This window comes from Enterovibrio norvegicus DSM 15893 (genome assembly GCF_900115495.1).
Classification (GTDB): Bacteria; Pseudomonadota; Gammaproteobacteria; order Enterobacterales; family Vibrionaceae; genus Enterovibrio; species Enterovibrio norvegicus.
On the sequence record NZ_FOWR01000013.1, the window covers coordinates 58,786 to 79,400 of the forward strand.

General features: G+C 47.0%; 19 protein-coding genes and 1 pseudogene. 11 read left to right on the top strand and 9 right to left on the bottom strand.

Annotation, left to right across the window (positions count from 1 at the left end):
- The first annotated feature begins 143 nt into the window (after nt 1-143).
- Nucleotides 144-4,019, top strand: coding sequence for an EAL domain-containing protein (locus tag BM082_RS10095; RefSeq protein WP_158009081.1), 3,876 nt, complete (start codon nt 144-146; stop codon nt 4,017-4,019).
- Between the two features lie 124 nt (nt 4,020-4,143).
- Nucleotides 4,144-5,343, top strand: coding sequence for an L-2-hydroxyglutarate oxidase (gene lhgO, locus BM082_RS10100; RefSeq protein WP_074926884.1), 1,200 nt, complete (start codon nt 4,144-4,146; stop codon nt 5,341-5,343).
- A gap of 35 nt (nt 5,344-5,378) precedes the next feature.
- Here the strand turns inward: lhgO and BM082_RS10105 are convergent, their stop codons facing one another.
- Nucleotides 5,379-5,978, bottom strand: a complete 600-nt coding sequence (locus BM082_RS10105; RefSeq protein WP_074926819.1) for a TetR/AcrR family transcriptional regulator — start codon at nt 5,976-5,978, stop codon at nt 5,379-5,381.
- Nucleotides 5,979-6,151: 173 nt separating this feature from the next.
- Here BM082_RS10105 and BM082_RS10110 point away from each other — a divergent pair, with 173 nt between their 5' ends.
- Entirely contained in the window at nt 6,152-6,889 is a 738-nt protein-coding gene (locus tag BM082_RS10110) for an SDR family oxidoreductase (protein ID WP_074926821.1), read from the top strand.
- Between the two features lie 428 nt (nt 6,890-7,317).
- Nucleotides 7,318-7,497 carry a hypothetical protein gene (locus BM082_RS10115; protein WP_208862522.1) on the top strand — a complete coding sequence of 60 codons (180 nt, stop codon included), beginning with the start codon at nt 7,318-7,320 and terminating at the stop codon, nt 7,495-7,497.
- A 255-nt stretch (nt 7,498-7,752) separates the two neighbouring features.
- Here BM082_RS10115 and BM082_RS25310 read toward each other — a convergent pair whose 3' ends face one another.
- Nucleotides 7,753-7,935, bottom strand: coding sequence for a type II toxin-antitoxin system RelE/ParE family toxin (locus BM082_RS25310; protein ID WP_342028263.1), 183 nt, complete (start codon nt 7,933-7,935; stop codon nt 7,753-7,755).
- Nucleotides 7,936-8,179: 244 nt separating this feature from the next.
- Nucleotides 8,180-9,152: pseudogene (locus BM082_RS10125) on the bottom strand (transposase).
- Between the two features lie 488 nt (nt 9,153-9,640).
- Between BM082_RS10125 and BM082_RS10130 the strand changes: the two are divergent.
- A complete protein-coding gene (locus BM082_RS10130; protein WP_074926823.1) occupies nt 9,641-10,915 on the top strand; it encodes a hypothetical protein in 1,275 nt (424 codons plus the stop codon).
- Between the two features lie 163 nt (nt 10,916-11,078).
- On the top strand, nt 11,079-11,729 hold the full coding sequence (locus BM082_RS10135) for a recombinase family protein (RefSeq protein WP_425285239.1): 651 nt from the start codon (nt 11,079-11,081) through the stop codon (nt 11,727-11,729).
- 91 nt (nt 11,730-11,820) lie between these two features.
- Here BM082_RS10135 and BM082_RS10140 read toward each other — a convergent pair whose 3' ends face one another.
- Together BM082_RS10140 and BM082_RS10150 are read right to left on the bottom strand one after the other, a co-directional pair.
- On the bottom strand, nt 11,821-12,207 hold the full coding sequence (locus BM082_RS10140) for a hypothetical protein (RefSeq protein WP_074926828.1): 387 nt from the start codon (nt 12,205-12,207) through the stop codon (nt 11,821-11,823).
- A gap of 305 nt (nt 12,208-12,512) precedes the next feature.
- Nucleotides 12,513-12,962, bottom strand: a complete 450-nt coding sequence (locus BM082_RS10150) for a hypothetical protein (protein ID WP_074926833.1) — start codon at nt 12,960-12,962, stop codon at nt 12,513-12,515.
- 763 nt (nt 12,963-13,725) lie between these two features.
- Between BM082_RS10150 and mltC the strand changes: the two genes are divergently transcribed.
- Nucleotides 13,726-14,844, top strand: a complete 1,119-nt coding sequence (gene mltC / locus BM082_RS10155) for a membrane-bound lytic murein transglycosylase MltC (protein WP_074926835.1) — start codon at nt 13,726-13,728, stop codon at nt 14,842-14,844.
- 52 nt (nt 14,845-14,896) lie between these two features.
- On the opposite strand, the gene BM082_RS10160 is transcribed toward mltC, so the two are convergent.
- The 4 genes from BM082_RS10160 to BM082_RS10175 form a co-directional block, all read right to left on the bottom strand.
- Entirely contained in the window at nt 14,897-16,102 is a 1,206-nt protein-coding gene (locus tag BM082_RS10160; RefSeq protein WP_017016413.1) for a sensor histidine kinase, read from the bottom strand.
- Nucleotides 16,099-16,797, bottom strand: coding sequence for a response regulator transcription factor (locus BM082_RS10165; RefSeq protein WP_017016412.1), 699 nt, complete (start codon nt 16,795-16,797; stop codon nt 16,099-16,101). Before BM082_RS10165 ends, BM082_RS10160 begins: the two co-directional genes overlap by 4 nt.
- Nucleotides 16,798-16,829: 32 nt before the next feature.
- On the bottom strand, nt 16,830-17,096 hold the full coding sequence (locus tag BM082_RS10170; protein WP_017010901.1) for a hypothetical protein: 267 nt from the start codon (nt 17,094-17,096) through the stop codon (nt 16,830-16,832).
- An 82-nt stretch (nt 17,097-17,178) separates the two neighbouring features.
- Nucleotides 17,179-17,739, bottom strand: a complete 561-nt coding sequence (locus tag BM082_RS10175; RefSeq protein WP_017016411.1) for a PepSY domain-containing protein — start codon at nt 17,737-17,739, stop codon at nt 17,179-17,181.
- A 212-nt stretch (nt 17,740-17,951) separates the two neighbouring features.
- Between BM082_RS10175 and BM082_RS10180 the strand changes: the two genes are divergently transcribed.
- The 4 genes from BM082_RS10180 (at nt 17,952) to BM082_RS10195 (ending at nt 20,530) form a co-directional block, all read left to right on the top strand.
- Entirely contained in the window at nt 17,952-18,605 is a 654-nt protein-coding gene (locus BM082_RS10180) for a GNAT family N-acetyltransferase (RefSeq protein WP_017016410.1), read from the top strand.
- A gap of 81 nt (nt 18,606-18,686) precedes the next feature.
- Nucleotides 18,687-19,193 (top strand): GNAT family N-acetyltransferase, encoded by a 507-nt coding sequence (locus BM082_RS10185; protein WP_017016409.1) that lies wholly within the window; start codon nt 18,687-18,689, stop codon nt 19,191-19,193.
- A gap of 296 nt (nt 19,194-19,489) precedes the next feature.
- Entirely contained in the window at nt 19,490-19,720 is a 231-nt protein-coding gene (locus BM082_RS10190) for a DUF350 domain-containing protein (protein WP_017010897.1), read from the top strand.
- A gap of 3 nt (nt 19,721-19,723) precedes the next feature.
- A complete protein-coding gene (locus BM082_RS10195; RefSeq protein WP_017010896.1) occupies nt 19,724-20,530 on the top strand; it encodes a transglutaminase-like domain-containing protein in 807 nt (268 codons plus the stop codon).
- Nucleotides 20,531-20,615 lie beyond the last annotated feature (85 nt).

Here is a 20,615-nt window from a genome sequence, read left to right on the forward strand (position 1 = left end):
CATTACCGCGCTTCACTCCATGAGTGAAGCGTTGTGATTATTGGCGCATCGTTAATAAACCGATATTTCGATGTGTAAGCAGTGCTCATGGTAATGCGTTGATGTGTTTTTCATGGCGACAGCGCCAACCAAAAGAATTGGGTATGTCCAACACACCACAGAATGCCAAAGACTTGTTCCCGGAAAATGCCCTGATAAGCCGCCTTACTCTGGTGTTTTTGGGTTGCCTACTTTCTTCCCTTTTCGCGATCTATTTATTGCGTCAACCTGACAGTGCTGCTTTTATCTGGTTTGCCAACGGATTTGCCATTGCCGTCATCACGCTTGCGCCAACCTCTCAACGATTCTCACTTATCTGTGCTGCGTTCATGGCGATTTTGAGCGCCAATTTATTGTGGGGGGATGACATTCTCCAAAGCCTGTTTTTGTCAGCCGCCAATACCGCCACCATCACCGTAGGAATGGCCTCGCTTTCTTTCGCGACAAAACGCGGCGACCCTTTTTTTACGCAACGCGCCTTTCGGTATTTTATCGGGCTAACCGTTCTGCTTACCCCATTAACAGGGGCATTCTTAGGCGGGTACACCTTGCATTTGGCGTTGGCAGTGCCCTTCAATACATTGGCGACAGCGTGGTATCTCGGCGATGTCATTGGTTTTCTCGCGATTACCCCTATGACCTATGTGTTGCTCAAACGGCCTCAATTAAGCCCCACGGTGGCGATGAACCCTCGCGCTGTGTTGCTCATTGTCGCGGCCGTCATGTTCAGTGGTTGGCTTATCACGGAAATCCACTTTCCCTTCATCGCTATCGCGGTCATTCTCATGCTGACAGGGGCAGTACTCGATAGGCTTCCTGCTTTTACCACCACCTTTTTTGTTTCATTGGTGCTCGATTTTCTGCTCGTTAAGCACTCGTTCATTATCACAGCAGGCACAACGGACATTGGTACGATTGAGCTTCTCATCCCCATTGCTGGTGCCATGTTGCTTGGTATGGCACTGGCCGTAAAATCTGCCAACGTGAGACAAATACAAATGCAAAGCGACGAAAAGGCCTCGCTTTTTAGTAATGCCATGCAAGCCTCAGTGATCGGCATGGTGATCGTGTCTCCCGATGGAAAAATACTGAACGCCAACCGCAGCTTTACGGAGTTTTCGGGTTTCAGTGAGACAGAACTCAATGTGAGGCCATTCAAGCAACTCATGTTCCCTGCAGACAAAACCCTCATCGATGAAAAGGTCTCAGATCTCGCGAGTGCGAATATCGACGACTTCCAAATGGAGCTGCGCTTCTTACGAAAAAACAAAGATGTATGCTGGGCAAAAATCGCGGTGTCTGCGGTGAGAGAAGCGTGGAGTAACGACGTTATTCACTTCATTTTCCAAGTGCAGGACATCGATAAACACCGCCGATTGGAAGCCGAAAGGCAGCTTTGGGCGAAGAAATTTCAGTTTGCGCTCAGTTTCAACAAATTGGCCATCTACGAGTTGGAATGTCACACCAAGTACCTGCACTTTTCGGACAACTCGCTCCCTATCATTGGGATATCAATGGGCGCGATTCACCGCTTATACGAATGGATGGCGCGTATTCACCCTGATGATCTGCATGAATACCAACATGCCATCGCCAACGTTGGTACCTCGAGTGTCACGCTGGAATACCGCCTGCTGGATGACAACCAGTGCTATCGCTGGGTACGCGATTGTTGTCAGCCATTGGAAAATGAAGAAGGCAGTGGAACAAAAAAACGTGTGCTCGGCACCATCGCGGATATTACCGCTGAGCGCGAAGCACTAGAGAGCATCAAACATGTCGCCGAACGCGCCGATTTAGCCACCAGCGTGGGGAATTTAGGGGTGTGGGAATATTGCCCGAACACTGGAAAACTGATTTGGGATGCATGCATGCGTGACCTCTACGCATGCCAAGATGCTGAGTTGGTGTCCTTGCCTTGGTGGCGCGAACACGTCCTCCCAGACGATATCGCCGCATTCAATAAGATCCTGCCCTATCACTCACAGTCGCAAGCCGACAGCAAAATGGATGCCGCGAACAACAGAACAGTGTCCACCACGTTTCGGATCGTATTAAACGACGGACAGATTAAGCATATTTATGCCTCCGGCAGCCGTGTTCTCGACGATCAGGGGCAACCTCGTATCGTTGGTTTAAACACGGACATTTCAGATGTCATGACACTCAACCACACATTACGCACTGAAAAAGACAGGTTAAGCTTAACCTTGCACACGATGAAAGATGGCATCATCACGCTCGATGCTGCCCAACGAGTTACTTTTATTAACGAGCACGCCCGCCAATTGTCTCACCTTCACAGCGATGTGATGGGTGTGAACATTGAAAAATGCATCACCTGGTACACTGATGATGCCGAAACGCCCTTCAATGCCTTGCTGGAACAAGCCTCCATCTCGCTTGCAACAACCCAAGTACATAAGCAGTTCACGTTGCATCTTGGCTCGATATCAAGCCCGTCACTGACGTTAACGATCGCGCCCCTATCAGAGCCATCGCCTTGCGCCATACAAACCACAATTTCTTCGCTTTCCTCTCCTTCACTAGCTCGCCCGAGTCTCAAACTGGTCGGTTGGGTTCTCACCTTACGTAAGCAAGAAAATGCAGCAAACAATGCGACATTGCCAAATTTCAGCACCACCCATGATTACGTAACAGGCTTGATGAACCGACAAGGGTTAGAGCATGCCCTTCGCAATCATGCGGAAGAACAAATGCTTCAACGCGGAGATCATACGCTCGCTGTTCTTCGAATAACGGGGCTTGACGAAATAGAGCGACACGCGAGTCGCCCAGCCAAAAACCAAATACTAAAATCCGTCAGCTTAACCCTTCGCGCGGCCGCTAGACAAAACGATCTTCTGGCTAAAATCGGCGACGATGATTTCGCCATTTTGCTCAGAGGATGCCCGAAAACCAAAGCAAATGATTTTTTGAAAGATGTAACAGAAAAAATCGAGCAATTGCATTATCAAACCACCCCATCTAACAACAAAGACAATGCCTTATATGTGTCATGCGTTGCTGGATTAACGTCTGCCAATGCGTCAGGTATCGCGCCTTATCACATCATTAATGAAGCAGAATTTGCGCTAGAAAGCGCATCGACGTCTGACCACACTCAGATTTCAAATTACAACGAACTCGTTGGTGCAGACGCCGAATCTGCACAAAACACCCTGCTCGATCGCCTTGATAACGCCATTTCTTCTTCCTCCTTCAGTTTGCTCTGTATGCCGATTGTGCCAAACCACAATGGACTCACCACATGGCATGAAGTGCTGGTAAGAATGATCACCGAGGAAGGCGAACTGCTGGCCCCTAAATCCTTTATAGATTCTGCGGAACCGGCAGGTCGTTTGAATGACATTGAACGTTGGGTATTTAACGAAGTCTTGGTGACACAAGCTGTCGCATTGAAAGATTGCCAACTGTTTGTCGCCATCAACCTGTCTGAAAGCGCCTTCCATGATGACACCTTCATCAACGATATCGTCGGGCAAATCAAACGCAGTACGTTGCCCGCCAGGCAGCTATGCATTGAAATTGAAGAAAGCACCTTAATGAGAGATGTCATTAAAGCTGTCAACACTGTGGCGACGTTTCGTAAAATCGGCTGTCACATTGCAGTGGACAATTTTGGCTCTGAAATGGCGTCATTTAGCTATTTGAGGAGATTTGATATCAGCATGGTGAAAATTGATGGGGATATGATTTCGCTCATGAGCTCAAGCCACGTGGACAAGAAAATCGTTGAGTCAATCAAACACATCAGCGAATCGTTAAATGCCATTACGGTCGCGCAGCGGGTCAATAAAAACGCTGACTTAAATCTGGTGCAGGAAATGGGTATTCATTACACCCAAGGCTTTGTGTTTGGCGAACCCGTGCCACTGTCTCGCATTATTTCCTCATCCAAGGCAGGATTGCTCAACGCACAAGGCTATGTCACCTCCCACCGAAAATCCGCAGGGTAGCCGCACTTCAAGCTCCTTTATCGCCACGTATCACACCCTGCAAACACACACCTTTCACTCAACCTCGTTTTGGCTTTCAATCGAGGTTCAGCATTCCATTTCAAACGTAAAACAGGACGACACCATGATCAGTTGTGACTATTTGATTGTTGGCGCGGGCATTGTAGGGCTCAGCGTCGCGAATGAACTTCAACAACGTCACCCTGATAAACGCATCGTCGTGGTGGATAAAGAACCTGCCGTTGCAAGTCACCAGACAGGCCGAAATAGCGGCGTGATCCATGCCGGTGTTTACTACACACCAGGCAGCCTAAAAGCCCGATTTTGCACCGAAGGTAACATCGCCATCAAGGCCTTCTGCCAGCTGCATGACATTGCATTTGAAGCGTGCGGAAAACTGCTCGTTGCCACCAACGACATTGAACTAACACGCATGCAGGCGTTAATCGCCCGTGCAGAGCAGAACGGCTTAGCGTTTGAAGTGTTGGATGCCAATGAACTGCAAAAACGCGAACCCAATGTGAAAGGCGTAGGCGCGATCTTTGTACCCTCAACGGGCATCGTGAGCTATCGCGAAATTTGCCAGAAGCTGCATCAACTCATCGAGGAGAATGGCGGACAAGTCCACCTTGATAGCCCTGTCAGTTACTTGAAAGAGACCGATGACGGCGTCACCGCTGTCGCGGGGGATCATACCTTTCACGCAGATCGCATTGTTGCGTGCTGCGGCGTGATGTCAGACCGCATTGTGCGCTTGCTGGGTGAGACGCCGGACTTTCAAATCATTCCGTTTCGCGGCGATTACTTCCAGTTACCGCCCCAACACAACACCATCATCAACAGCCTGATTTACCCCATTCCCGATCCGGCATTGCCATTTCTTGGCGTTCACCTCACCAAGATGATCGATGGCTCTGTCACCGTCGGCCCTAACGCCGTATTGAGCTTTGCCCGCGAAGGCTATGACCGCACATCTTTCAACATGCCAGACACCATGGACATGCTCGGGTTCCCGGGTTTTTATAACGTGATCCGCCGAAACTTCCGATCTGCCATAAAAGAGCTTCGCAATGGGTTGTGGAAATCAGGCTATTTGAAAGAAGTGCAAAAATACTGCCCGTCACTGACCAACGATGACCTAAACACCTACCCGTCAGGCATTCGCGCCCAAGCGGTATATCAAAACGGCGACTTGGTAGATGATTTCTTATTCCACCAAACAAAACGCGCCCTCGTGGTGTGCAACGCCCCCTCACCCGCCGCCACGTCATGCTTTCCGATTGCGCGGTATATCGTGGATACGTTGGAGAAAGCAGGAGATTGAGATAAGTAAGAAGGCAGATGGATCACCTAAAACGCTTAACCCTCAAAAATGTGCAGCGCGAGATCAATGACGTCATCCATTTCTTCTCGTGAAGCACCACCTCTGGCCATTGAGGCCATTCCCTGAATCACGGTAAACGTGTAGCGAGTGTAGATATCGGCTGTCTTATTGTCAGACAAGCTTCCTGCCTCAATCTCACGTTGAAAAAAATCATTGAGAAATGAGGTCGTTTTTTCACTGGCTTTTTTAATGGCAGAAAGTGCAGATGCCGGTAATGTGCCACCTGCTGATTCTCCGATTGCCTGAGCAATGAAGCATCCCGGCGGCAAAGTGGGTTGATTTTGCATATCGGCAACCGCAGACAAATAAACCTTCATTCGGTCTCTAAGCGCACCTTCAGCATTACTCAGATTTCGGCAAGCCTCAGAGCCATGCTGCTCAACAAAATAATCTGTTGCTAGGACAAAAAGCTGCTCTTTATTACCAAATGCGGCATACATGCTCGGCTTGTTAATGCCCATAACATGAGTAAGTTCAGACAGAGAGGCACCAAGAAAACCCTTCTCCCAAAATACCCGCATAGCGGCACTAAGCGCCTGTTCTTTGCTAAATTCACATTTTCGACCCGCTGCCATCACTACTCCACTCCCACAGCCTTTAACACTCTCCGCGTCAATTCGTTAAATCTAAGGTAAACAACAAAATATTTTTGGGATACCTGTTGACTATATTGTACCGATCAGTAAATAATCAATCAACCTTACCGATCGGTACAAAATAAAGTGCCGTCATGATATGGAGAATCAAAATGGCTTTTAATGTAGAGAGCAAAATCGCGTTAGTCACAGGCGCAAACAGAGGGATAGGCCGCGCTATTGTTGAAAATCTACTCGCCGCGGGCAGCAAAAAAGTTTACCTCGCAGTGCGTAATCCCGCCTCAACATCTGAATTAGAGAGCAAATACGGCGAGCGCGTGAAAACACTGGTTGTTGATATGGAAGATAGCCAGTCAATCTATGCACTGGCAGAGCAAGCATCCGATGTGGAACTTTTGGTTAACAATGCAGGCCGACTTGAGATATCCGCCCCCCTTTCAGATCACGCCGCATTAGCCTTGCAAAAAGAACTGACTGTGAATACGTTCGGCTTACTTCATATCGCACAGGCCTTCAACGAAATATTGGTGCAGAATCATGGTGCACTCGTTCAGATGAATTCCGTTGCATCAATGAAAAATTTCCTAGGCGTCAGTACCTACTCAGCATCGAAAGCAGCTAGCTACGCCATTACTCAGGGCCTTAGAGAGCAATGGGCAGAAAATGGCGTACAGGTATTGAGTGTTCACCCCGGCCCTATTGCCACAGACATGGCAGCGAGTGCAGGAATGCTTGAAGTAGCAGAGCCCGCAGACGTCGTCGCAAAAGGCATCATTGACGCACTCGCTGCAGGCCAATTCCACTTATTTCCAGACGCCATCGCCCGTCAGTTTGAACAGCATTACAAAAGCTATGCTGAAACCATCATCGAAGCGCCTGCTTCCAACTAACGAATAGTAGTACCAAAACGCTGTAAGTCTTTTGTAAAAGATTTACGGCGTTTTGTGCTAGTCATCTCGCTAAGCAGACAACGCAAAGCAGGACAGACATATTATGTTTATGGAGGTAACAACTTTTCAGAGTCTTAGCAGATCGCAATTATTCTGAGCGTTTCGTTGTTAAGGCCACAGCATCATTCAACCAGCTGGCAGGCATGACAAGAAAGGATTACGAAGCAAGACGGGAACACCAAAACAACCCTTTCGGTGAAGATTACAGAGTGAGGTCTAAGCTCTTTGAGGTAAGGCATACAGGCTTTATTTACCTGCCGCCCCCCTTTAAGATTTTTTTGCAAAAGCGCAAAGCAGGACAGACATATTATGTTTAGGCTGAACGAGCCAAGCTGGCCGACGAAGTTGCACCGCTCGACCGTGCTGAAATGGTGTATGACCTCGTTCACCAGTTCGTGCCGGGTGACAGTGGAAATCCAAGTGTTGAAGAACTGAATACGATGATGATGTACACCGCGCAATTGATGGAAAGCGGAAGGGCGCTCGATGCAGATTTTATGGCCAAGTTCAGTGTGGCCATGAGTGAGGCGATGGGGCATGTGGATTAAAAAAGCCTCTAGCGAGGCTTTTTTGTCATTGTCAGTTTCGAAGTATTTCAGAGATTAAATATATTTTCCAAGGATCGAAAAGACAGCAAAGAAGGAGAGTAGTAACAAAAGCGTTTCCTTTTTTTTCCTTAAAATTCAGTGTGATATTAAGGTATATTTTGAACATGTAATTTTCCATTTGTTATGAACTCTCTTGACATAACGGGGAAAAGAACACTTATATACACTGACATTTGCCTGAAATGTGGTTACGCATTAAAAATGCTGCAGCGGATTCATTTGTTGATGAAGAATTCGAAGCACAAAGATATCGCTCTCGCGCACACGGTAGAAGAGGGTATGTTTTTGAAAGTCATGTCGACGAATACCTGGGCCAATCTCACCACAATCTCGCCCCATTAAGGGTTCACCAGATAGCGTCAGCAGACACGCTTCCATTTCCTCAACATAGATATCGGACTATTCTTCGCCAAAGTTGACAAACAGAGGACAGACATACTTAAAAATCATCCCAGTTGAACATCTAGAATGGTGCGTTTGCACTGTCGAACACATCATTCTGCAGACCAAAGCTATCATAGCGCTCAGTCGGAAAAGAAATTACGGAGTTTGTCTGAATGACACGCAGCAAAAACCTCAGGCTAGCGCCTGAGACATCGTGTGTTCTAAAGGAAAGATTTTGTTAGCGGTTTGGCAACCGAAAGCCTGAAAATCGCTTCCGATGCAAGTGAGGTAACGCCGCCTTTATTGCGGTTTCAGTGCCGACAATGCCACCTTGCTCAATTTGCGTGCATGTGGCCAACCAACTTTTAGCGTCAAACCCTAGCCTTTCGAGCAGTGGCGGTGATGTATTATCAATATGCCCACGTTTATCATCACGTACTTGCCGTCCCGTCCAATCAACCAACGCAAGGTAATCCATTAGCCGAAAAGGAATACCGTCTGGCATATTCTCTCGTGGGTTTCCCGCGAAAGGAAACAAACCTTGTGGGGAGATTTTATTACTTTCTATCGCATCAATGCGCGCTTTCACACTCGTATAATCCGACGTTTCTGGCGTCTCGGCAATTGCTGCGCGTACAGGGTTCAAGTCGACATAGGCCATGGCGGCGGCGACGGCTTTCTCATCAAGCAATGCTTGGCTTTTAAAGCGCCCTTCCCAGAAATGTCCGGTACAGTTGTCCTCTCTATTCGCTTCTGAGGCAATGTGTTGATTGATCAGACGCATAAACCAACTGATAGATATAAGACGCTCTCGCCACGCTTCAATGATCTCATTGCATCGTTCAATTTCTGCTTCCGACAGTTTGTCTCCCTGAACAAAACGTCGAATTAACACGGGTCCATGATGAAAAGCGAGCCAACGTTCGACCACCTCTAAATTTGACAGCGCTTTTGCCTTTTCAGCATTGATATGCAAAACCACATGATAGTGATTACTCATAATCGCGTACGCGCATACATCGATACAAAACGCGCCTGCTAACGCGAGTAGTCGCTTTTCTATCCATGTTCGACGATGTTCGACGATGTTCGTAACTTTTTTGCGCTTGTTCATCATAGCCACAGAGAAATGAGCGACGAACGCAACGGGAAACGCAGTGGTAATAAGGTGTGGCTTCAATACTGATGAGGGAGGAGCGGGCTTTTGTAATTGAGATTCAAAATGGATGGAAACCAAACAATATAAAAAGCATATCGTTATAAAACCATCCATTCATCTTTGTCACACACCTTTGAGCCTGAAAGCACTAACACATGCAACTGATAAGGTTATGGTTTTCTTAAAGTGTCTGTCCCCTTATTTTTGACATGTGGTTGATACGTTGGAGGAGAAAAGAGAATAAGGCCGAGGAGTTAGGTACGGAAGCTAGATCCAATAGCAGGTGAACGCACTTGATCTGCGCCCTTGCCAATCCAGCCCTTATAGTGCCCCCAATGGACAAAGACGTTGCGAAGCGCGGTTTGGCTTAGTTAAACCGCTGGAGAGACGTGTGAAATAAAGCATGGTTGTCCGAAGGGTGCTAATTAGTAGCTATAGATTTATTTAATGTAATTAATTACACAAAATTACATTATATTTGTAATTCATAAATTTAGCTGTAGTGGTACTTTATTCAGCAGTTCAAAGAAGGAGCTGCATATGACTACTTTCACCAGTAAAGACAAAGCACTATGGGCTAATCATGCCATCGCCTACTACATATCAATCGGCAAGAATCAAAAACAACTAGCATTCGATTTAGGGATTCCAGAACCTCGACTCACTGATCTAAAAAGTGGAAAAGGACTTTTTTCTCCAACACTAAGAGACAACATAATCGATCTGTGTGGAGCACCACAAAGAGTACCAGGCCGCTTTGAAGTCGCTGAAATTTACACAAGCCTCGATACGTTTTTCAGCGGGATAGCTGAAGAGGCAGAGACCCGATATAACCAAAAAGCAGCAAATTGGTTGGAAGAACAAACTGAGTTCATCTTGAGTAATCAAGTACTGTTTGAAGATAAGTTTTACAAAGAGCCTGAACCGACTACTACCGACGACATTGGCCACATATGTTTTACAATAATTGACCGAGAAAAGATCACGCAGGAGCAAGAGGACTCAGCCAAGCTTACACATCTCAATACATTACTCAACCGAAGTGATGTTGGATTGTTGTTCAAACAATTTGAGGCCCTAGAACCAGTAATCAACACGACAGGTAAAGGTTACGACAAGAAACTCAACCTAATAGCGAAACAGCTTGATGGACTGACCGGTTACTGCAAAGACCACAACTTACTCAGAAAGCTCTTCATATGCTGGTATTTGATGTGGAGACTTCGACAGGCTAACCCCAGTTACCATTTAGGTAACGCTAAAGAAGTGGGTTGCTTTGAATGTTTACCACAAGAAGAAATAATCCTAACGGGAACCCGAGTATTGGCGTTTCATAGTGATAAAACCTATTCACACCTAAGCCAGATTGAAGGTGGTCCAATATTGTTTGATTCAACGGATTACCTCTCACAAACACTTACGCGAGAAAAAGCCTATTTTAAAGGGGATATCTGGCCAGAAATCCGGTTTGAGGTCTATCATGGTGAAAACATGACGTACCACTTCCTCTTGCATTTTTCAGGAATGAACAGCCCAGTAAATGACCGCCCTTCAAGTATCCCAGGACTAGATCATTTTGGGGCTGAAACAACCGCTGCGCCCTGCCCAACCGACCTACCCGAACATGAAAAAGACTTGCCCATTGAAACCGGCGATAGAATTGCAGTAATCCCTAACATTCCATCAACGCAACTGTATAACCAGATTCAGCAAATTAGAAAAGCATTTGGGTTGCCCGAAGACAGCCTATATACACTGAAATCTGCTATTGCCAAGGCAGGAGGACATATTCCGGGTGCGAAGGTTCTATCTTAACAAGCGTTTGTACTAAATAGGCGGTCGCGCAAATACACATAGCTTTAGGGTTTGTCATAGTGTGTATAGCATTTAAGTATACCCCAGCGCGACCACCCTATTCTGATACAAAAACTGACAATGTGACCACTTAAATGCGACACTCCCTATTGCGACTACCTAAATGCGACGTTGGCTACTTTCAGCGAGACAAACCATGTTTATTCGCGCCTACCTCCGCGCTTCCACCGATGAACAAAATGCAGACCGCTCCAAAACCACCCTTGAGCAATTCATCAGTGAACATAGCCAACGCATTGCCAGTTACTACACCGAAAGCATCAGCGGGACTCAACTTGAGCGCCCAGAGCTAAATCGCCTGCTGACCGACACACAGGCAAACGACATACTGCTCGTTGAACAAATCGACCGCCTGACCCGCCTTAACGACCACGACTGGAAACAGCTTAAGCGCATGATTGAGGAAAAAGGCATACGCATTGTCAGCATGGACGTACCAACCAGCTGGCAGGCACTCGACAACAACGCCCTCACCCACAATGACCCCATCATCAAAGCCGTGCTCGATGCTATCAACAACATGCTGATAGAGCTAATGGCCGCCATGGCCAGAAAGGATTACGAAACAAGAAGAGAACGCCAACGCCAGGGCATAGAAACCGCCAAGGCCAATGGTAAGTACAAAGGTAAGCAAGCTGACACCGAACGGCACCAGAAAGTAAAAAGCTTCAGGGAGAAAGGTCTCAGCCTAAGAGAAATTGCAGAAGCGACCGACTATAGCCGATCGCAGGTTTGTAGGATTTTGGCTAACTGATTAATGGACAAAAGCTTGTCAGCTAAATGACTAAATTAGAATATAACGGATTAATTGGAGTATGGAAAAGTTATCCGACAGCAGCGCCTTGTTAGCTGCTGTGCGCATCCAGACGATCAATGGTAAATGCAATGCTTTCTCCTACCACTTTTCGATCACTAGTATCGATTGGTGCTGATAGATGTGTAATACCCACATCAACTATTACCTCAGGATCTATGCCTGTCACGACACCATATGCCCGATAGCGCCAGCCCGATTGATGCTCTAGCTCTTTCTTGGCTTCGGGGTTACCTGAAAACATTGACTCCCATTCTTCGTCTTCATAGTGGAGGCCGACTGATAAACAGATATCGATATTATCTCCAGCTTGATATCTATCGCCCCCAAATTCGTCCATTGCAACAACCTTGACACCATCTACTTCGATGGTTGCCTCAAGATAATCGCCTTCCGTTTTTTTGAAAATTGCTCTCATAGTTTCCCAACAGATAACGCCTGCTACCGCTTGTTAAGCATATTTTTAAGTTCGCTACTCACAATACGGCCTCTTATCAATTTCGGGATAATCTGACGTATACTCACCCCAACCTCTAAATTGATAATACTTTGTCATAGCTTCGAAATGTGAGTTGGCCTCACATTCCCATATTAGTTTTGAATCAGGCTCAATTAATGATCGAGCATCGTCACCGTCTGGACCTGCCAGGCAAAACGTATCTAATTCTTGTTCGTTGGACCAAAGTTCGTGCTTCATATTCTTCTAGCGCCTAACGCCAGCCATCAACAGCGAGCTATGTTTGATGACCCTGTTAGGCAATATCTTCTGTGCCATACTCGCTCCGGTTTTTGACCTAGCTGCCATTCAATATAATCTTCAGGTGGACGATCAATATCAATTACGTGCTCATGAGAAAATGGAATTTCTACACCGAAGCATAGGTAAATATCGTCTCGACCTGCCTCAATACAGACAGGCTGAAAATCAAGAATACCAATGTATTTGTTACCTACAATCTCGGATACAATCAAGTAACCTCGCTCACCTTCGATGAAGATCTTTCCGTCCTCGTCTTCGCACTCTATTTCCAATATTACTTTCGCCGCATCACCAACTTGTAGCGAGGTTCGTCGTTCAAGTTCTGGAATCCAAAATGTCTCCGGGTTCTCTCTATGAGACTCTTCGCCATTTCTCAATTGCCAATAATCTTCTTCAAAATTGGCTAATTCCATGAAACCTCCTTGATGCGTAACATTATTAATAACAGGCAGTCTCGTTTTTCTACCTGCTCGTTTTTCGATTAATTTATCATAAGCAACTAAAAATTAAAGAAAATATATCGAGATTTATACTCTACCCTCATATAAAAAATGCATTGTTATCACTTTTTAACAATGCGTGTTATCCAAGCTGTAACCCACTCCAAAAAACACTGAAATACAATAACTTAAAAAAGCCAACCATCGGTAAAGAGAGAGCAAACATTCAATAAAACATGCCACTTTCCATACTCAAACGATATTAAAACTTAATAAACCGCGAACTGTGTAGATATACAGAAAAGAAAGTAAAGATGGTAAGTAAATTATCCATGAACTTGATATTAGGTTTTGTAGGGGAAATGCACACCCCTAAAATGTGTAGAGTATTTAATCTAAGTAACTTTGGGGCATAAACAAGCTAGATTCTAACCCTTATCGATCGCCCCACTACGCATTATACCCATAGTGTTAAATCCAAAACGTCTAATGCTTAACCTGTTTTTTAACCCATTCGCCTCCCCTCCTTGCCCCCAATTGCTCAATCCCTCACCAGCACACTAAAAAAGGAAACGGATTCCGCATTTACCCTAAGAAAAACAACGAAAAACGTTGCATTTTTCGGCACTGAGAATAGCATCCTGACATTGATTATTTGCTGGGTTTTCGCAACGTTTTTGCCTTGAAGATTGCGACTACCCAAGCCTCCTATTCCTATAAGAAGTATCCAACTCCGATGACAAGAAAAGCGCTCGTTTTGCTTTCAGCAGTCCTTTTGTCTGCTTGTTCGTCCGCGCCGGAAACACCACCGTGCGATTGCTCAACGCCTCAGCCTCCGATCACCACCACCACCTCGCCAGACAAAGACCAAAAAGCGATTGCAGCGCTGTTTGCGTATTTGGCGAAAGAAGCCAAGAAAGAATGGGGCGAAGATGAGTATGTGGAATCGGGCAAGCACCGTTATGTGAAATACCTTGATGGGTATGCGACACGCGCGCACATCGATTTTGATGCTGGTAAAATTTATGTGTCCACCATCTCCCAGCATCAGCCAAAAGAGAAACTGCAAAAGGCCATTGTTCAGACCTTATTGATGCCTGCTGATGCGAAATACGACGACTTGTTCAGCGACAAAAATATCGCCCTAAAAGGCAAGCCTTTCTTCCTTGGGCAAGTGGTCGATCAAGACGGTAAAGCGATTGAATGGGAATGGCGCGCGAACCGTTTTGCCGACCATTTGATTGATAACAAGCTGCAATCTAAATCCATCAAGAAAGGCACGGCGTATTACGTGCAAATCGACATGGTGAAAGACCACCTTGAGCAGCGTGAATACCAATACGCGCACATCGTGCGTGATGCCGCAAAACGCTACAACATTCCTGAAGATCTGATTTACGCGGTGATCAAAACCGAAAGCAGCTTTAACCCTTATGCGGTAAGCCATGCCGGTGCGTATGGATTGATGCAGGTGATTCCTAAAACGGCGGGTGCCGATGTGTTTAATCTGGTGAAGAAGAAACCGGGGATCCCGACCAAGGAGTACCTGTTTGATCCTGCGAACAACATCGACACAGGCGCGGCATATTTACACATTCTGAAAACCCGTTACCTGCGCGAAGTGACCAACCCATCGTCTCGCCATTTCAGCATGATTTCAGCGTATAACGGTGGCACGGGCGGTGTATTGGCCACCTTCCACACCGATCGCAAACGCGCAATGGTGGAGCTAAACCGCAAATCACCGAAACAAGTGTACGACGCGCTGACCACCCAGCACCCGAAAGGGGAAGCACGCCGCTACTTGCAGAAAGTGCTCTACTTCCAGAAAGATTTTAAAGAAGGGAAGATTTAAACGAAAACGCCCCAACCTTGGTTGGGGCGTTTTTCTGTGTTTACTGCTGAACCTACGCCGCTGGCATGGACACGGTCACCCCTAAACCAGGTTGGCTGTCGTGTAAGCGAATGGTCCCATGGTGCAGCCCTGCAACAGCTTTTGCTAAAGAGAGCCCTAGCCCTAAGCCGCCATCAGTACGGCTTTTGTCTACGCGGTATAAGCGCTCAAACACACGCTCCATTTCACTGTCTGGAATGCCTGGGCCGTTGTCTTCCACGCGCAGCCACACGTCGTTATTTTCGGTATCCAAACCACAGCTTAATCTGATTTTGCTGCCCGCTGGGCAATACCTCAGTGCGTTTTCAATCAAGTTAGCCACTTGTTGAATCAGCAACTCTCGGTCGCCCTGAATCATCAAAGGTTGCGACGGTTTTTTTACCACCAATTGCATCTCGGCATCTTCGGCAACATCGACATAAATCTCTGCCACAGTATCGACGATTTGCGTCAGATCAGTGTCAGTGAATCGGCTGCGTCTTGCGCCAGACTCAATCTGAGTGATGCGCAGCAAGGCATCAAAAATAGACGCTAACCGTTGCGAGTCCACCAGCGCTTGATCAAGCTCAGCAATTTGGTTTTCGTCCATGCCGTTTTCTGAATCGTCTACGTCTTGACGAAGCGTCAGCAGGTTATGACGAAGGCGGGTAATGGGGGTTTTCAGTTCATGAGCGATGTTGGCGGAAATGTCGCTCATGGCTGCCACAGACCCTTCAAGGCGAGACAGCATTTCATCGACAGACACGGAAATACGCGCCAAATCGTTATAAGTGTGGATTTCACCGGTTCGAGCAGAAAGATCCCCTTCCGCCGCGGCACTTAACACCTGCTCAATACGGGAAATACGCTGCTGGCTCAAACGGCTCATGCCGATAACGATTGCAGTGGTGAAAATGGAAACAAGGACCCCGGCCAGAATAAAACCCGACGTGAGTACGGCAAGAATCTCATCATCTTCGATGGGATCTTCATCGATATCATGTTCAACACCAATCGCGAGTTGCTTGGACTCTTTGACGATTTCTTGGTTCTGCTTACTCAGTTCGTAATCAACGTAAAGAATGGTCACGGTCGCCATTAAGACAAGACTAAACACAGACACAAGGCCAAACATGATGCCCTGTTGAATGGCAGAGCTTTTCAATTTGGTGGGAAGATGATTCAGCATGCGATGCAGCGAGAAATTGCGCAGCCATACATCTCTCAACATTTGCTTCATTTCGCGCCCTCACTGGAGCGGTGCTCAAGTTTGTAGCCTGCACCACGAACAGTTTGGATCAGGGAATCGCCGAACGGCTTTTCTACCTTGTTTCGAAGGCGGCTGATGTGCGTTTCTACCACGCTGGTTTGGGGATCGAAATGAATGTCCCACACATGCTCAAGCAACATAGTACGTGTAATCACACGGCCAGGGTGACGCAAAAAGAGCTCAAGAATACGAAATTCCTTGGGCTGTAAATCGAGGAGTTGCCCTTGTCGTGTTGCTGTGTGCTCAAACAAATTCAACACCAAATCGCCAAACGACAATTCCGGTTTCGTTTCGGTGGAGGTCAGCACAGCGCGGCGAGAAAGCGCCGTCACGCGGGCAATCAATTCAGAGAATGCAAAGGGCTTGGTAAGATAGTCATCGCCCCCCGCTTCTAACCCTTCCACGCGATCATCGACACCGCCGAGGGAGGTAAGAAACAAAATAGGTGTACCAATTTGCGCGGCTCTTAGCGCCTTCACTAACGACAAGCCATCAAGGCCAGGCAGCATGCGATCAACGATCGCCACATCAAATTGTTCCGTCATGCAAAGTGTCAACGCGTACTTGCCGTCGTCGGCAATCTCGACCTGATGGCCCGCTTCTCGCAGGCCTTTTTCCACAAAACTGCTCAGACTGACATCGTCTTCAACCAGTAACACGCGCATGTCGGTTCTCTCTTCTAGAAAAACGCTGCGGCTTACGCCGCAACAATTGGATCATTTGGTGCGCTTTCGTCAGTCGGGTTCGCGACATCATTTTGCGCGGCTTTGCGCTGTTGCCACTTCATCATAATAATGGCGGCAATACCTGCAAATAAACATGCACCTAGTGTAACCAGTCCCATCATAAAAAACAGAGAGAAAGCAACAACACCGCCTAAAGCTTGCAATCCATTTTCACGCACGTTTTTAGATAGGTTTTTTGCACGTTTCCACATATTCGAATACATAGTTGATTCACTCATGGCATTTTCCTTAGCGGGGTGTTGGAAATAACACCCCATTTTATTAACTTGAATAGTCAGTCTTTACTCAAATAACCGATGATTACTTCGCCACCGTCATTGCATTAATTTCAGTTTCTACCGTGCGACCGTTCGCTGTCACCAGTTTCACTTCATACACGTAGTTGCCGCGGTGTTCGTCAATTTCAACGCTATACGCTTTGCCACTTAGCTCGGCTTCCGCTTGCTTGACCACGTCTTCTAGCGATTGATATTGGCCGCTATTCAGCCCAGATAACCAGAGCGCATTTTCAAGCTGGTCGTCGCTGTCGTGGTGATCATCACCATGCTTGCGGCGGTTATTACTGTTCAAAATCACTTCGCCAGTACTGCTGTTGATCACTGTGTAGTAGGATTCGCCATTTTTACCGGCCAGTTCAATCTCATAGAAAGCTTGACCCATTTCGACATCACGCTCGGCTTCCATAGGAATGCCGCCTGTGTTGGTTTTTGCCAACTCAATCGCTTGTAGCAGCGTGACAGAATCTTCCGTCATGGATTTTGGCGCGTCGTCATGGGCATAGGCAGTTCCCATCACCATCAAGGCGCTCATACCAAGTAGGGTGGACATTGCAGCAGGCTTAAACACAGATGACTTTTTCATGGTGGTTTCCTCGTTATTGGTATTAACCAGACAAGGTGATGTCCCTGTCGATGTGTTCACTTTACTCAAGTCATCTTGCGAGGAGCTTTCCTGAACTATACATTTTTGTAAGGTTGGCAGCGGTCTGTCATTTTTGAACATTCGTGATAATTTGGTGGCATCACTATCAACAATCTCGCCTTTGCGAAAAAACCAGTAGCCAAGGAACGCATGTGAACAAACTCGATACAAAAATAGCTACCGAGCATGGTTGGTATCCGTCCGAAGCCAATGACATCGCCGTTTTGTATGAAGAAGCGTTTGGTACAAAATTCGCCGTTGCCATTTCAGACAAAACGAAACGCATGGAGATGCTGACAGAGAGCTTTCAACCCGACTTTTCGTATGTGGTACGTCGTGACGATCGCATCATTGGTATTGCTGGTTTTCAAACACCAGAAGGGTCGCTAACAGGCGGTATGGATGCCGATGGCTTGATTCGTCTTCTAGGAATGCTTCGCGGGTTATGGGCGTGCCTCATTCTCAGCCTGTTTGAACGTAAAGCAAAACCAAAAGAATTGGTGATGGATGGCATCGCGGTGAATGCGAATTATCGTGGGTTCGGCGCGGGATCCGCTCTGCTTGATGCCATTATTCAGCACGCCGCTGACAAGGGTTTCGACACCGTGCGCCTTGATGTGATCGACAGTAATCCACGCGCAAAAAAATTGTATGAGTCCAAAGGGTTCATCGCCACCAAGGTTGAACACTTTGCGTTTCTCAAGCCCATCATCGGTTTTTCTAGCGCAACAACCATGGTGTTTGAGGTGAAAAACACGCCTCTAAGCACACATTTCTTGAAGCGGCACGTCGTCAAAGATGAATGAGCCTAGAGGCGCTCGATCGTCTTATACCGCGTGATTTACAATGTAAAAAGCACGTCTTCAAACGTACAACGGAATCGTCAGATGCACCCCATCACCCTTTCGCCCCTTTCCATGAAAGATTGCGATGCGTTATTGGATTTTGAACGCCGCAATAAAAGGTGGTTTGAACAACATATTCCCCCACGGCCAACACGCTATTTCGACCGTGTTGGGCTCGCGTCAGCAACGCAAAAGCTCGTACAGACCCAAGGCGACGAGTCGCATTTAATGTATGTGGTTTATCAGGGCACAGCGATTGTTGCGCGTGCGAACATTCATACGATCTGTCCCGATTTTGTCGAAATCGGCTATCGCGTTTGCAAAGCGCATGTTGGCAAAGGTATCGCAACACAGGCCGTGGCGGCACTGCTTGATATCAGCAGACATCAACTGGCTACGCCTTATGTGCTTGCCAAAGTCACCAAAGAGAATCACGCCTCTCAGCGTGTGCTCGAAAAAGCGGGGTTTGTGTTTAGTCACAAAGAAAGAAACGGCACGGTGGTGAATGGCAATCACCTCGAGCTTTGGTACTACGTCTACGACTGTTAATACCCAAGCACTGATACTATCCCAACACGTCGCCACCAAACCATTCCATTCCAAACCATTCCATGCGATGCGATGCGATTGAATCAAAGACGGTATTCACAATTTTGCCCATCCCTACCCTTGACGATTTGACGCTATTCTCAAGCTCGACGGTGAAATTCGTCTCTCCACGTCGAAACCGTTACGCTTGATGCCCAACAACTTGATTACCGACTCTTATATTGGCGACACAACGAGGAACGTTGTGCAACGTCATTTAGAACAGAACAACGACATGTCGCAAGGAGCATCACAACATGGGTAGCGAATTTTTCATCGCCTCTGTACTTAACCTTTCCATCAACCTGATTTACACCATCATTTCTCTGCTCGTTGGCGTTTACGCCTTGCTGTGGGTCGACAAAAAGCTGCTAAAAAGCGTGAATATCGAAGAGGAAATGAAAAAAGGCAATGTGGCTGTCGCCATTTTCGCCTCCACCATTTTGATCTTTGTCGCCGTGATTGTGGCTTTCGGGTTTCGCTCTTAAACCATGGGTATGGTGAAAGTGCTTCCCCTCGTCGCCGGACTGATTATTCTCTCTGGGTTTCTGCAAGAGAAGAAAGATGCGATCAGTGATGAAACCAAGCAGTTAATGGCGAAATCGCAGAACACGTTAACCGAGAAAGAGGTGGCGTTTTCGGGTGGTAGAGGCGAGCTAAAGGTCATCCCGAACAATCGGTACATCACCCAATATCAAATTCAGAAATGGAAAAATGAACTCAAAGGAAAGTACGCGATTTACAGCTTCAGTGAACGGGGAATCGGTGAATTCACGTCGCTTGCACCGGACATCAACGGCGACTTTCACCTGACGCACAGTTACCTCGAAGGCTACCTGCCTTTCAAGGTAGATAACCCGCTCATTCCCATGTTGACCATTGCCCGTAAAAAGAAATATCAGTATGACCACGAGCAATACAAGGGGAACATGGAAGTCTGGCAATCAAGCAAGCAGTCGTATTTCTACCCTTCGGGTGATTGTGAGGATCACGCGATTTTATTGGCAGATTGGCTGATTGAATTGGGGTATGACGCGCGCGTCGTCATTGGGGATTACGATGGGGGCGGTCACGCATGGGTCGTCATGTTTTATAAGGGCAAAGAATATGTGCTGGAGGCTACCCAAAAAAGCGGTTTTGGTCGACAGTACCCATTGGCCTCTACCCTCCCGAAATATCACCCAACTGCGATGTTCAATCGCGAGCATTACTGGGTGAATCAAGGCTCTGCCCTCACCACAAATTATGCGTCATCGTCATGGCGATTAATGAGTCAATTCACGCCGATTTCGCCATAAATCCAGCCTGCATAAAGTGACATTATGGGTAGGTCAAAAAGGGAAACGCCAGCTAACGCTGGCGTTTTTTGTCTGTCCCAGACAT

Excerpts from the sequence above, each read along its gene's own strand:
- BM082_RS10095 (WP_158009081.1), top strand. The coding sequence starts at position 144 with ATGTCCAACACACCACAGAATGCCAAAGACTTGTTCCCGGAAAATGCC.
- lhgO (WP_074926884.1), top strand. The coding sequence starts at position 4,144 with ATGATCAGTTGTGACTATTTGATTGTTGGCGCGGGCATTGTAGGGCTC.
- BM082_RS10105 (WP_074926819.1), bottom strand. The coding sequence starts at position 5,978 with ATGGCAGCGGGTCGAAAATGTGAATTTAGCAAAGAACAGGCGCTTAGT.
- BM082_RS10110 (WP_074926821.1), top strand. The coding sequence starts at position 6,152 with ATGGCTTTTAATGTAGAGAGCAAAATCGCGTTAGTCACAGGCGCAAAC.
- BM082_RS10115 (WP_208862522.1), top strand. The coding sequence starts at position 7,318 with ATGGTGTATGACCTCGTTCACCAGTTCGTGCCGGGTGACAGTGGAAAT.
- BM082_RS25310 (WP_342028263.1), bottom strand. The coding sequence starts at position 7,935 with ATGGAAGCGTGTCTGCTGACGCTATCTGGTGAACCCTTAATGGGGCGA.
- BM082_RS10130 (WP_074926823.1), top strand. The coding sequence starts at position 9,641 with ATGACTACTTTCACCAGTAAAGACAAAGCACTATGGGCTAATCATGCC.
- BM082_RS10135 (WP_425285239.1), top strand. The coding sequence starts at position 11,079 with ATGCGACGTTGGCTACTTTCAGCGAGACAAACCATGTTTATTCGCGCC.
- BM082_RS10140 (WP_074926828.1), bottom strand. The coding sequence starts at position 12,207 with ATGAGAGCAATTTTCAAAAAAACGGAAGGCGATTATCTTGAGGCAACC.
- BM082_RS10150 (WP_074926833.1), bottom strand. The coding sequence starts at position 12,962 with ATGGAATTAGCCAATTTTGAAGAAGATTATTGGCAATTGAGAAATGGC.
- mltC (WP_074926835.1), top strand. The coding sequence starts at position 13,726 with ATGACAAGAAAAGCGCTCGTTTTGCTTTCAGCAGTCCTTTTGTCTGCT.
- BM082_RS10160 (WP_017016413.1), bottom strand. The coding sequence starts at position 16,102 with ATGAAGCAAATGTTGAGAGATGTATGGCTGCGCAATTTCTCGCTGCAT.
- BM082_RS10165 (WP_017016412.1), bottom strand. The coding sequence starts at position 16,797 with ATGCGCGTGTTACTGGTTGAAGACGATGTCAGTCTGAGCAGTTTTGTG.
- BM082_RS10170 (WP_017010901.1), bottom strand. The coding sequence starts at position 17,096 with ATGAGTGAATCAACTATGTATTCGAATATGTGGAAACGTGCAAAAAAC.
- BM082_RS10175 (WP_017016411.1), bottom strand. The coding sequence starts at position 17,739 with ATGAAAAAGTCATCTGTGTTTAAGCCTGCTGCAATGTCCACCCTACTT.
- BM082_RS10185 (WP_017016409.1), top strand. The coding sequence starts at position 18,687 with ATGCACCCCATCACCCTTTCGCCCCTTTCCATGAAAGATTGCGATGCG.
- BM082_RS10190 (WP_017010897.1), top strand. The coding sequence starts at position 19,490 with ATGGGTAGCGAATTTTTCATCGCCTCTGTACTTAACCTTTCCATCAAC.
- BM082_RS10195 (WP_017010896.1), top strand. The coding sequence starts at position 19,724 with ATGGGTATGGTGAAAGTGCTTCCCCTCGTCGCCGGACTGATTATTCTC.